7 protein-coding genes are annotated in these 13,345 nt (G+C 63.3%); 3 read left to right on the top strand and 4 right to left on the bottom strand.

The window, feature by feature from the left end; genetic code table 11:
• Positions 1 to 156: 156 nt before the first annotated feature.
• The gene (locus B0B52_RS10575; protein WP_077593606.1) at positions 157 to 903 is read right to left on the bottom strand and encodes a LytTR family DNA-binding domain-containing protein; all 747 of its coding nucleotides are present in this window, start codon (positions 901 to 903) and stop codon (positions 157 to 159) included.
• Complete coding sequence (locus B0B52_RS10580; RefSeq protein ID WP_077593607.1) at positions 900 to 1,961, bottom strand: sensor histidine kinase; 1,062 nt, start codon at positions 1,959 to 1,961, stop codon at positions 900 to 902. The genes B0B52_RS10575 and B0B52_RS10580 overlap by 4 nt, the downstream gene beginning before the upstream one ends.
• Before the next feature lie 203 nt (positions 1,962 to 2,164).
• Here B0B52_RS10580 and argH point away from each other — a divergent pair, with 203 nt between their 5' ends.
• Positions 2,165 to 3,574 (top strand): argininosuccinate lyase, encoded by a 1,410-nt coding sequence (gene argH / locus B0B52_RS10585; protein WP_077593608.1) that lies wholly within the window; start codon positions 2,165 to 2,167, stop codon positions 3,572 to 3,574.
• A gap of 10 nt (positions 3,575 to 3,584) precedes the next feature.
• Here the strand turns inward: argH and B0B52_RS10590 are convergent, their stop codons facing one another.
• Both B0B52_RS10590 and B0B52_RS10595 read right to left on the bottom strand, forming a co-directional pair.
• Positions 3,585 to 4,001, bottom strand: coding sequence for a cytochrome c family protein (locus B0B52_RS10590; protein WP_077593609.1), 417 nt, complete (start codon positions 3,999 to 4,001; stop codon positions 3,585 to 3,587).
• The gene (locus B0B52_RS10595; RefSeq protein WP_077593610.1) at positions 4,001 to 4,597 is read right to left on the bottom strand and encodes a ferritin-like domain-containing protein; all 597 of its coding nucleotides are present in this window, start codon (positions 4,595 to 4,597) and stop codon (positions 4,001 to 4,003) included. The genes B0B52_RS10590 and B0B52_RS10595 overlap by 1 nt, the downstream gene beginning before the upstream one ends.
• A 464-nt stretch (positions 4,598 to 5,061) precedes the next feature.
• Between B0B52_RS10595 and B0B52_RS10600 the strand changes: the two genes are divergently transcribed.
• Complete coding sequence (locus B0B52_RS10600) at positions 5,062 to 10,980, top strand: alpha-2-macroglobulin (protein ID WP_077593611.1); 5,919 nt, start codon at positions 5,062 to 5,064, stop codon at positions 10,978 to 10,980.
• A gap of 2 nt (positions 10,981 to 10,982) precedes the next feature.
• Positions 10,983 to 13,319: a penicillin-binding protein 1C gene (gene pbpC, locus B0B52_RS10605; protein WP_077593612.1), complete on the top strand. Its 2,337-nt coding sequence runs from the start codon at positions 10,983 to 10,985 to the stop codon at positions 13,317 to 13,319.
• Positions 13,320 to 13,345 lie beyond the last annotated feature (26 nt).

Consider the following 13,345-nt stretch of genomic DNA (forward strand, 5'->3'; position numbering starts at 1 on the left):
GTTTCCTTGTCAGGCCCGGTTGCGGCGCTACCCGGGGCAAGGCCGCCGCAGGGAGCTGTCTCCACCATAGGTATCCCTGTATTTCACCGAAGAAGGCCGGCCTGGCTTGCAGGACGCCGGCTCCAAAAAAGGTAGGCTTTTTGGGCAGGCGCCCGCTCAGCCTGAAATGGCCTCACGAACCGCACTGAGCTGGCGGCGCGAAACTGCCAACAGCTCGTCAATACCGGTCAGCCGCACTGCCCAGCCTTCGCCTTCTTCCGGATCGAAATGCTTTTCGAGCGCGCGCATGGCGCGGCGCGCAACCAGCGCATTGCGATGAATACGCATGAACTGCTGGGCGTATTTTTCTTCCAGCTCATTGAGGCTGCCGTCAAGAATGTAACTTTTCCCTGCGGTACGCACCGTGACGTACTTCAGCTCGGCTTTGAGGTACAGCACCTCCGCCAGCGGGACACGCTCGGTCCGGCCCCGGTCCTGGATGATCAGGCATTCACCGCTCAAATCTGCCTGCAGCCCTTTATTTGCCTGCGCCAGTCGCTCTACTTTTTGTAGCGCCTGCTGCAAACGCTCAAGCCGTACAGGTTTCGTCAGGTAATCCACCGCCTCGAGCTCAAAGGCCTGCACCGCGTGCTCGGAATGCGCCGTGACAAACACCACCGCCGGCGGCGACTGCATTTGCGCAAGGGTTTTTGCCAGGGTGATGCCGTCCACCCCGGGCATGCGAACGTCGAGCAGGACCACATCGAAGTCTTCGCGTCGCAGCGCTTCCATGGCCTGCAATGCGTGGCCCGCTTCCGCGGCCACGGTGGCGCCCGGGCTGGTGCAGTCGCCCAGCAGCGTACGCAAGCGCGACCGCGCCAGCGCCTCGTCATCCACAATCAGCGCCCTGAGCTTTCCTGTCATAGCGGAATCTCCAGCCTCACTTGAAACACCTCGTCCTTGAACACGGTCTTGAATTGCGCCTGCACATCATGCAGCAGCGCCAGGCGCTCGCGCACGTTGGCCAGCGCCAGGCCGTGCCCCCGCTCGCCGACGCCTGAGGGTGTGGAGTTGGTCACCTTGAGGACCACCACGCTGCCGCGGCGTTCGGTTGTTATCTTGATCTGGGCGCCCTGGGCACTCGGCTCAACCCCATGGCGCACAGCGTTTTCAACCAGCGGCTGCAGCAGCAGGGGCGGCAGTTTTGCCCCATCGGCTGCCGGGTCCAGGCTCCATTGCACCTGCAGACGGTCACCGAAGCGGATCTGTTCAATGGCCATGTAGCGTCGCGCCAGGGCAATTTCCTGCCCAAGCGTGACCGACTCGGCCTGGTCGGCCAACGCGTGGCGAAACAGCTCGCTCAGGTCTTCCAGCACGGCTTCGGCCTTGGCCGGCTCGGCACGCACCAAGGCGATAGCGCTGTTGAGCGTGTTGAACAGAAAATGCGGGCGAATGCGCGATTGCAGCTCGGCCAGCCGCGCCGCGGTAGCCGCCGGGGTGCGCGCCTTGGCGCGCCAAACCAGGCCGGCCACCAGCACCGACGACAACAAGGTACCGGCGGCCGCGCTGGCCCACCATGGCGCTGGGTCAAGCATGTTCATCATGACCAACAGGCCGCAACCGTACAACCCGGCCAGCGCCCCCAACACCATGCCGGCCACCCACTGCAGCACCGTGGTCAGCCGCGCCAGCCGCTCCTTGAGCAGGCAGGCCGCGATCAACCATGCCAGCGTGGCCGGCAGCACGCCGCCGGTCAGCAGCGAAAAGCGCAACAGCCAGTCGATAAACAGGCCAGGGCCGAACATGGCGCCCACGCCCACCACTGCCTCGACAAACAGCACCGCGCGCAGCACCACCCCCACGTTACAGGCGTCGAAAACATTGGCCCGGAGCGGAAGATGCACGGGGTTGTCTCCAGGCACAGTGAAGCCCCCCAGGACGGTGGACTCTCCAAAAGACGACAGGTCGGGCTTGGTCTGCATGAAAAAAGTCGATTGTTGGGCTGTCCGGGCGGCCTTTTCAGGGTTTCCGGCAGACAGATAAAATCAAGTCCTTAGTATTGCACCGGCCGCAAGCTTAAACCCCGCGTCAAACCCGTACTTGCCCGGAAAAAAGCCAGCCGGTGGCCCTGCCCCGACCAACGTGCCCTGCGCTGCAGGCCAGCGGTACCCAAAGAAAGCCTGAAGTGAGCCAACTCGACAAAAAATCCGAAGCCTGGTCGGCCCTGTTCTCCGAACCCATGAGCGACCTGGTCAAACGCTACACCGCAAGCGTGTTTTTTGACAAGCGGCTGTGGCAGGCCGACATCACCGGCTCACTGGCGCACGCCGACATGCTGGCGGCGCAAAAAATCCTCGGCTCCGCCGACCATGCGGCCATCCAGAAGGGCATGGCGCAAATTGCGTCGGAGATCGAGTCCGGCGCTTTTGAGTGGAAGCTCGACCTCGAAGACGTGCACCTGAACATTGAAGCCCGCCTGACGCAACTGGTGGGCGACGCCGGCAAACGCCTGCACACCGGCCGATCCCGCAACGACCAGGTGGCCACCGACGTGCGCCTGTGGCTGCGCGGCGAGATTGACCTGATAGACGCCCTGCTGACCGACCTGCAGAAAGCGCTGGTTGATATTGCCGAGAAAAACGTCGAGGTCATCCTGCCTGGTTTCACCCACCTGCAGGTGGCCCAGCCGGTGAGTTTTGGCCACCACATGCTGGCTTACGTTGAAATGTTTGCGCGCGACGCCGAGCGCCTGCAGGACGTGCGCAAACGCGTGAACCGCCTGCCGCTGGGCGCCGCCGCACTGGCCGGCACCAGCTACCCGCTGGACCGCGAACGTGTCGCCAAAACCCTGGGCATGGTGGATGCGCAAGGCCAGCCGCAGGTTTGCCAGAACAGCCTGGACGCAGTGAGCGACCGGGACTTTGCGATTGAATTCACCGCCGCCGCCTCGCTGGCCATGGTGCACATCAGCCGCATGAGCGAAGAGCTGATTTTGTGGATGAGCCAGAACTTCGGTTTCATTGAGATTGCCGACCGCTTCACCACCGGCTCGTCCATCATGCCGCAGAAGAAAAACCCCGACGTGCCCGAACTCGCACGCGGCAAGACCGGCCGCGTGGTCGGCCACCTGATGGGCCTGATTACCCTGATGAAAGGCCAGCCGCTGGCCTACAACAAGGACAACCAGGAAGACAAGGAGCCGCTGTTCGACACCGTCGACACGCTGAAAGACACGCTGCGCATCTTCGCCGAGATGGTGGGCGGCATCACCGTCAAACCCGAAGCCATGGAGCGCGCTGCCCTGAAGGGCTACGCCACCGCCACCGACCTGGCCGACTACATGGTCAAGAAAGGCCTGCCCTTCCGCGATGCGCATGAGGCTGTCGCACACGCCGTCAAAGCTGCCATCTCGCACGCAGTGGATTTGTCAGAGTTGCCGCTGGCGGTGCTGCAGCAGTTCAACCCGAAGATTGAAAAAGACGTGTACGACGTGCTGAGCCTGCGCGGCTCACTGAACGCGCGCAATACGCTGGGCGGCACGGCACCGGCGCAGGTGCGGGCGCAGATCGCCCGGCATCGCGCGCGGCTGGCTTGAACACCCCGGCTTACTTTTTAGAAAGCGATCCGAGGTAGGTCACCACGTCCAGCCGGTCGCCCGCCGTCTCTACCTGGTAACCCATGGCCTGGCCGGGCACCACGGCTTCAGGATTGGTGAGCCAGGCCAGCAGCTTGTCGCGGTTCCACACATGGGACGCCGCACGCAGGGCTTGGGAATAGGAAAATTCCGGCGCCTTGCCCGCCTTACGGCCGAACACGGTTCCTAAAGCCGGGCCCACGCGATGGCTGTCCAGGCTGTGGCAGGCGACGCAGCGCGACTCGAAAATCATCTTCCCCCTGGCAGCTGAGCCGGCCTCCTGCGCGTGCGCCCATTCCGGCAGCACGACTGACAGCGCCAGCAACACGGCCAGGGCCGTGAGCTGGCGCTGTCCCGCACACCCGGGCAGAAATGTGCGGCTTCCCATCAGGCGCCGAAAGACAAGGCGCCGGCCGGCAACGGACGGCCTAGCGCGTTGGTCAAAATCGTGAAGTGCATGGTCTCGTCGGCCGCCAGGCGGGCCGCAACCTTGGCCAGATCCTTGCTGCCAAATGCGGGAATCACACCGAGGTAGGCGTTGGTGGCCCCCAGCTCCAGCCGGGCTGCCAGGTCCAGCACATCGCCCTGGCTGCGCAGCGTGTCGGCCTTGAGTGCCTTGGCGTAGTCATCCAGTTTTTTCTCCATCACCGGCGTGCCGCCCATTTTCTGGATGGTGGCGATCAGGGCGTCGCGATGCGCCTTGTGGTGGCCCTGAAATTGCACGGCGATATCGAGCACTGGCTTTTGCAGAAGGCCGCTGCCGGCGCCCAGCTGGTAGGCGTTGATGGCCTCATGCTCCAGGCCAAGCGCCACGTTCAGGATGCTGACGTCTTTGGACATGTCGCCGCCCATGCCCTGGGCCAGGACATCCTTGCCGGCCAGCAGGGCCACGGCAACGGCGGAAAGTGCACCCGTGTGGCCCATGAAGGACCGGCGTGAGGCGACGAGTGCTTGAGAGTTGAAAGTTTGTATGACAGTTTTCATGTGGCTTCCTTGTGGTCTGGTTGATGACGAAGTTGCCAGCTTGGCGCCGGCATCGGACCCAAGGCCCGACGGCTGGAATACGCAGCCAAGCTGCAAACCGGATGTGGTTTGCCCCCACCGTCCAGTCGGACATAGGCGCGACTGAATCCACTTGGGCTTTTGCGCCGTATCCCTGTCCGGCCAACATCTGGCCGGCGTGAAAGCCGATGACGTGCTGCGCTCAATCAATGGTGTTTCTGTGAAAAACATTGAGCAGGTGCGCCAACGTGGCGGCAGCAAAAAAAATTTGCCTATCAACCTCGGCTGAGATTTCCACGCGCTGTTGATGGCAAAGGCGCGCTGCGGTCTGTCTTTTTTTGTGCCTTTATTCCCTGCGTTTACGCATTTTGTTACAGGCAAATCAGCTACGCTTGCCCTCCTAACGAGGAGGAAACGTGGCAACAAGCACCATAAGAACAGCCGCAGTGCTGGCGGCAGCCGCTGCCTTGTACCTGCCCACCAGCGCGCAGGCCTTGCAGGTCACCAGCGTTTCGCCGCAAGGCGAAATCGTCAGGGTACGGCAGATTGCCGTCAAGTTTGACGAGAGCGCCGTCAACTTCGGTGACCCCAAAGCCCCCGCGCCGGTCAGCCTGAGTTGCAGCGATGCCCAGGCCACCAAAGGCTCGGGCCGCTGGATCAGCGACCGCCAGTGGGCATTTGAATTCGAGAGCGATCTGCCGCCCGGCGTCAATTGCACGCTGCAAGGCATCACCACCTTCCGTTCGCCCAAAGACCAGCCCATCAGCGGCAAGGTCTCCTGGAAGTTCAACACCGGCGGCCCGTTCGTGCAGAACCTGCGGCCCGGCACTTACCAGCGCATTGATGAAGAGCAGTACTTCGTGCTCCAGCTCAACGGCCCGGCCACGCTGGCCAGCATTCGCGAAAACGTCTGGTGCTCGGTCGAGGGCCTGGGCGAACGGGTTCCCGTGAAGCTGATTGAGAGCAAGGAAAGAGACGCGCTGCTCAAGTCGCAGAACCTCGACAAGACCGCCGAAAAAGACCCGCTGGCCATCGTGACGCTGGCCTGCAACCGCCGCCTCACGCCCGCCAGCAAGCTGCAGCTGGTTTATGGAAAAGGAGTTGCCACTCCCAGTGGTGTAGCCAACTCGGTGGAGCGGCGCTACAACTTCCAGGTGCGTGAGCCGTTCTCGGCAAGCTTCACCTGCGAACGCGAAAACGCACAGTCAGCCTGCCTGCCAATGCGGCCCATGAGCCTGAACTTCAACGCCCCGGTACCGCGCAAGCTGGCCGAGGCGATTCGCCTGAAGTCGGCCAAAGACACGCTCAAGCCGGTGTTCGACACGGAAAGCGGCGACGGTGACAACGTGGTCAATGGTGTCAACTTCAAGCCGCCTTTTGCAGAGCAGACCGCTTTCACGGTGGAACTGCCCAAAGACTTCAAAGACGCTTCGGGCCGGACCCTTCGCAATGCCGACAACTTTCCTCTGAAGGTCGCCAGCGGCGCCATGCCGCCACTGGCCAAGTTCGCCGCAGCGCCTTTCGGCATCGTCGAGCGGTTTGCAGAGCCGCAGACCAAAGCCGGCGATCCGGCACTGTTGCCTGTGACGCTGCGCAATGTCGAAGCCGACCTGCAAACCAAGGGCCTGACGCCGGGCAAGGTCAGCGACCTGCAGCCCAAAACTGATGTGGACATCATTGCCTGGTTCCGCAAGGTGGAGCACTACAACGACTACCAGGTGGACCGCGACCAGGCCGGCCGGGATGTGAAAGGCGCGCTGCCCAAGGTCATTGACGCGCAAAACAAAGAGTACGTGCAGTCGCGCATGCTCTCGCTGCTGAACGGCCAACCAGGCGTGAAGACACTGGACCTGCCCAAGCCGGCCAGCGGTGACGCACGGCCCTTTGAGGTCATCGGCATCCCGCTCGCGCCCGGTTTTCACGTGGTCGAGATTGCCTCGCAAAAACTCGGTACTTCACTGCTGGACGAACGCCACGGTACCAGCCGCACCATGTATGTCCGCACCTCGGCACTGGTGACCAACCTCGGCGTGCATTTCAAGCTGGGGCGTGAAAACGCGATGGCCTGGGTGACCACACTCGACAAAGGCGCGCCGGTACCGGGCGCCGCAGTGCGCGTGTCTGACTGCCGGGGCAAGGAGCTGGCCAAGGCGGTGACGGACGCACAGGGCATGGCCCGCTTCACCGGCCTGTCGTCGGACCCGCTGCGCTGCGGCGAAGGCGACTACGGCGGCAATGCCTATTTTGTGAGCGCACGCGCCACGGCGGACGGCATTGAAGACATGGCCTTCACCTGGAGCAACTGGCAAAAAGGCATTGAGCCCTGGCGCTTCAATGTGCCGACCAGCCAGGACCCGCAACCCGACGCACGTGCCCACACCATCTTCGACCGCACTTTGCTGCGGGCCGGCGAAACCGTGTCGATGAAACACGTTTTGCGCACTGAAACCAGCCTGGGCTTTGGCTTGTCTGAAGCACCACCGGTCACGCTTATAGTCACCCACGTTGGCAGCGGCCAGCAGTACACGCAGCCCATTACCTGGCGCAAAACTGCGACGGGTGGACAAAGTGCCGAAAACACCTTTGCCATTCCGCCAGCCGCCAAGCTGGGCATGTACGAGGTGCAGCTCAAGGCCAACGACGAGAAAAAACGCAGCTTCAGCAGCGGGCAGTTCCGCGTTGAAGAGTTCCGCCTGCCGGTACTTGAAGGCCGTGTGACCCCGTCGGACAAAAAACCCCTGGTCAACGTGAAGGCCGTCCCCACCGACGTGCAAATCAATTACGTCTCGGGCGGCGGCGCGGTGAACCTGCCGGTGCGAGTTTCGGCGCTGGTGCGCGGCAAATCGCTGAGCTACAGCGACTATGAAGAATTCAACTTTTCACCGCCCCGCGTGCGACGCGGCGAAAGCGGCAGTGGCGAAGAAGAAGCCGCCGCCTCGCAAGACCAGCGCGTGATTGCCGACAAGTTGCCCCTGACGCTGGACCGCAACGGCGGCGGCAAGCTCACCATCAACGAGGTACCGACCGGCAAGCAACCGAGGGAACTATTGCTGGAAGCCACCTACGCCGACCCGAATGGCGAAGTGCAAACCATACGCAGCGTTTCCCCGCTCTGGCCCGCAGGCGTCGTGGCCGGCATCAAGACCGAGGGCTGGGTCTCGAGCAGCCAGAAGATCAAGTTCCAGGCGCTGGCGCTCGATCTGGCAGGCAAACCGGCGGCTGATGTGTCGCTGGACGTCCGGGCCGTGGCACGCATTGTGACCACGAGCCGCAAACGCATGGTGGGTGGTTTCTACACCTACGACAACAAGACCGATATCAAGGATCTGGGCAGCGTCTGCAGCGGCAAGAGCGATGCACGCGGCCTGCTGCTCTGTGAAGCCAAACTCGGTGAGCCCGGCGAGGTGGAGCTGGTCGTTACCGCGAAAGACAAGGACGGCAACACCATCCAGGCGGCCAGCTCGGTCTACGTGACGAAGCAGGGCGAGCTCTGGTTCGGCGGTGAAAACCACGACCGCATGGACGTGCTGCCCGAAAAGAAAAGCTACCAGCCCGGCGAGATGGCCAAATTCCAGGTGCGCATGCCCTTCCGGTTTGCCACCGCACTGGTGGCGATTGAACGCGAAGGCATCATCGAGACGCAGGTGGTGCAGCTCAACGGCCAGGACCCGACTATCCAGCTGCAGGTCAAGGACGGCTGGGGCCCGAACGTGTACGTGAGCGTGCTGGCCCTGCGCGGCCGTCTGCGCGAAGTGCCGTGGTACAGCTTCTTCACCTGGGGCTACAAGGCACCGCGTGAATGGTGGACATCCTTCTGGTACGAGGGCCGCGAGTATGTGGCGCCGACTGCACTGGTGGACCTGAGCAAGCCGGCCTTCCGCCTGGGCCTGGCGGAAATCCGCGTCGGCACCAAGGCACACCAGCTTGAGGTGAGCGTGAAGGCCGACAAGGAGAGTTACCCGGTGCGCGGACAGGCCCAGGTCACCATCACCGCCAAACTGCCGAATGGCCAGCCAGCAGCGGGCGCCGAAGTCGCCATCGCCGCGGTGGACCAAGCCTTGCTGGAATTGATGCCCAATGATTCCTGGGATTTGCTGGGCGCCATGCTGCAGCGCCGCTCCTGGGGCGTGGAAACCTCGACCGCGCAGATGGAAATCATCGGCCGCAGGCATTACGGCCGCAAGGCCGTGCCGGCCGGCGGTGGTGGTGGGCGCAGCAACACGCGCGAACTGCTGGAGACCCTGCTGCTGTGGAACCCGAAAGTCGTGCTTGACGCCAAAGGCCAGGCCGTCGTCACCGTGCCGCTCAATGATGCGCTGACTACTTTCAAGATCGTCGCCGTGGCCGATGCAGCAACCGGCCTCTTCGGCACCGGGCAAACCAGCATCAAGGCCACGCAAGACCTGCAGATCATCAGCGGCCTGCCGCCGCTGGTGCGCGAGGATGACCAGTTCCGCGCGCAAATCACCCTGCGCAACGCGACCAAGGCGGCGATGAAGGTGGAAGTGAGCCCGCGCGCCACGCTGCTCGACCTCAAGCCGCAAACCATCGACATTCCCGCAGGTGAAGCGCGTGAAGTCGCGTGGATGGTGACTGCACCGCCGCAGCTCGCATTGACGAGAGCCGAGGCCATCCTCTGGGAAATCGAGGCCAAGGACACGGTGAGCGGTGCACGCGACGGCCTGAAGGCACGCCAGCGCATCATCCCCGCTGTGCCTTTGACGGTGCAGCAAGCCACGCTGGTGCAGGTCGATGGCTCCTTCACGCTCGACGTCAACCCACCAGCCGACGCCCTGCCCGGCCGCGGCGGTTTGAAAATGTCGCTGCAACCCAGGCTTGCCGAAGGCATGGACGGTGTGCGTGACTGGTTCGCCAACTATCCCTTTATTTGCCTGGAGCAAAAGACCAGCAAGTCCGTGGGCCTGCGCGACGCCAAGCTCTGGCAAACCGTGCTGGCGCAACTGCCGGGCTACCTGGACAGCGACGGCCTGGCCAGCTACTTTCCACCGCGCGACGGCGAAGCCTCTCGCGGCAGCGATGCGCTGACGGCCTACCTGCTGGCGGCCACGCATGAGGCCGCAGGCATCAACCCGGCCTTTGCACTGCCTGACGAGGCACGCGCACCGATGGAGCGCGGCCTCATCGCGTTTGTCGAAGGCCGCATCCAGCGCGAATTCTGGAGCCCGCGTAAAGACCTGGACGTGCGCAAGCTCGCCGCGCTGGAAGCGCTGTCGCGCTACGGCAAGGCGCAGGGCCGCATGTTGGGCAGCATCACCATCGCGCCCAACCAGTGGCCCACCCATGCGGTGATTGACTGGCTGAACATCCTCAAACGCGTGGCCGACGTTCCGCAGCGCGAGCAACGCCTGACCGAAGCTAACCAAGTTCTCAAATCTCGCCTGTCGTGGCAAGGCACCAAGGTCACCTTCAGCACGGAACGGGACGACTACTGGTGGTGGCTCATGACCAATGGCGACGTCAACACCGCCCGGCTGATGCTGGCAGTGATGGACGACCCAGCCTGGAAAGACGACATGGGCCGCCTGGCCAACGGCTTCATCGCACGCCAGCAAAAAGGCGCCTGGCACACCACCACGGCCAACCTGTGGGGTGGTCTGGCACTCGACAAGTTCTCGGCCAGGTTTGAAGCCACGCCGGTGGCAGGTGTTACCAAGGCAGCCCTGGCCGCAGCAACTGCCAGTGTGGACTGGGCCAAGGTGGAGCGCATCAAGACCACCGACGCTTCCGGCGCGGCGCACCAGAGCACCTTCTTCGGCGCGCCAGCAGCACCCGGCAACCTGCGCAACAACAGCATGTTCCTGCCCTGGGCAAGCACCGGCAAGGAAACGCTGACAGTGACGCACCAAGGCGCCGGCAAACCGTGGCTTACGCTGCAATCCATTGCTGCTGTGCAGCTGAAGGCGCCGTTCAACGCCGGCTACCAGATAAAGAAAACCATGACACCGGTGGAGCAGGCTGTCAAAGGCATCTACACACGCGGCGACGTGGTGCGCATTTCACTGGAAGTCAATGCCAGCACCGACATGACCTGGGTGGTGATCAGCGATCCGGTACCCGGCGGCGCGACCATTCTCGGCAGCGGCCTGGGCCGTGATTCGCAGATTGCCACCAGCGGCGAGAAGAAAACCGGCGCGGGCTGGCCTGCGTTTGAAGAGCGCAGCTTCGAAGCCTTCCGCAGTTATTACGAGTACCTGCCCAAGGGTGTGGTGAAGATGGAATACACCGTGCGCCTCAACAACGTCGGCGACTTCGCGCTGCCTCCCAGCCGTGTGGAAGCCATGTATGCGCCGGAGATGTTTGGCGAGGTGCCGAATGCGCGGGTGAAGGTGGAAGCGGTCAAATAAATATGGCCCCCACGCTTGTCGCTTCGCGTACTGCGCTGCCCCCCGAGGGGGCTGATTTTCCTTGGGGCGGCCCGGCGGAAAATCGCCCGCATTTTTGGCGAGTTCCTCTGCGTGTTGCACGCCGAGCTTCTCTTGCTCTTTTTTTGATAGCTGCTTGCACCCGTCCTGCCTGGGCAATAGCCACATTTGATGAAGTAAAACGCGAGTTCCGCCCTTCCGACACCCTGATCCTCGACCGCAATGGCGAAGTCATCCAGCGCCTGCGCACAGACAACACCGTGCGGCGTGGCCAGTGGGTGGCGCTGCCGGATGTTTCACCGGCTTTGCGCACGGCGCTGGTACTCAGTGAAGACAAGCGCTTTTACGAACACAGTGGCGTGGACTGGCGGGCCGTGTCCAGCGCGGCTTGGGGCAATCTGTGGAACACCAAAACGCGCGGTGCCTCCACGCTGAGCATGCAACTGGCCGGGCTGCTGGACGAAGACTGGCGTGCCGGCGCCAGTGGCCGCAGCCTGCCGCAGAAGATCGGGCAAACGGTCTCGGCGCAGGTTCTGGAAGCACGCTGGCGCAAGGACCAGATTCTGGAGGCTTATCTCAACCTGGTGCCTTTTCGCGGTGAAGTCGTGGGCATTGATGCGCTGAGCCGCACCCTGTTCGGCAAGGCGGCGCACGGGCTCGATGAGCGCGAGGCCGCTGTGGCGGCGGCGCTGGTGCGGGCGCCCAATGCCAAGACGGCGCAAGTCACGCAGCGTGCCTGTGGCGTCTTGAAAACTATGCAGGCACCCACCAAAACAGATTGCGCAGGTCTGGATCTGTTTGCCGCTGTAGCCCTGCAGCGCAAGGCTTTCGACACCACAGAGGGCGTGGCCCCTCATTTGGCGCGGCAGGTGCTGCGCCAGGCAGCAAGCAGGCCAGGCAGCAAACCAGCCGCCCTTCCGCCAACGCTGCCTTCTGCCGTGCGTGCACCGCTGCAACGCTTTGCGGTGCAAACACTCAGGCAACACCTGCGCGAATTGCATGGCCGTCACGTCGAAGACGGTGCCATCGTCGTGCTCGACAACGCTACCGGCGAAGTACTGGCCTGGGTCGGTTCGTCAGGCGAGCTCAGTGGCGCGGCCGAGGTGGACGGCGTGCTGGCGCTGCGCCAACCCGGCTCCACGCTCAAACCGTTTCTGTATGCGCAGGCGATTGCCGAGCGGCGCATCACCGCGGCATCACTGCTCGACGATTCGTCGGCGCATATCAACACGGCTGGCGGACTCTACATTCCGCAAAACTACGACCGCCAGTTCAAGGGCCTGGTGTCCAGCCGGACCGCACTGGGCGCTTCGCTCAATGTGCCGGCCGTGCGCACGCTGGTGATGGTGTCGCCCGACGCCTTCCACAAGCAACTCCAGGCTGTGGGCCTGCCTTTGCGGGAAACCGGCGACTACTACGGTTACAGCCTGGCGCTGGGCAGCAGCGAGGTTTCGCTGCTCTCACTCACCAACGCTTACCGCACGCTGGCCAATGGGGGGCGCTACAGCGCGACCTCGCTCACCAGAAATGCAAAGCCGGTCTTCACGCCGGCTCTGGACCGCGGCGCAGCTTTCATCGCCACCGACATCCTCGCCGACCCGCTGGCGCGCGCCCGCACCTTTGGCACCGACAGCGTGCTGGCCACCCGCTTCTGGACCGCCGTGAAAACCGGTACCAGCAAGGACATGCGCGACAACTGGGCGCTTGGCTACTCGCAACGCTACACCGTGGGGGTGTGGGTAGGCAATGCCAGCGGCGCGCCCATGTGGGACGTCAGCGGTACCAGTGGCGCCGCGCCGGTGTGGGCAGCGCTCATGAAGCACCTGCATCAGCGCGAACCAAGCCGGGCACCTGCGCCACCCGCAGGTCTGATGCAAAAAAACGTGCAGTTCGGCATGCAGGCCGGTGCGCCTATCGAAGCAACGCGCTCCGAATGGTTTATCCGCGGCACGGAGCAAACACTTTTCGCTATGAATTCAGTAGCTACTGGCGCAGATGAAATAAGGGCAAACGGCACAAAACGCATGACAAACTCGGCTGAGGGAGCTACTTCCCGCATCACCGCCCCCGCCAACGGCACCATCGTGGCCCTGGACCCTGACATTCCACCAAACCGCCAGCGCCTGAGCTTTGCGGCCGAGGGCCATAACCTGCGATGGCAAATGGACGGCAAGGAGTTTGCGCGCGGCAATGACGCCAAGTGGCTGCCCTGGCCGGGCCGGCATCGCGTCACTCTGGTCGATGCACGCAATCAGGTGCTGGACGAGATCCGCCTGGAAGTACGAGGCGCAGGCGTCCGTTCCTCTTCCCTGGCGCGATAGGGCCACCCACGCTTTCCCTGGGCCAG

The organism is Polaromonas sp. A23 (assembly GCF_002001015.1).
GTDB lineage: Bacteria > Pseudomonadota > Gammaproteobacteria > Burkholderiales > Burkholderiaceae_C > Polaromonas.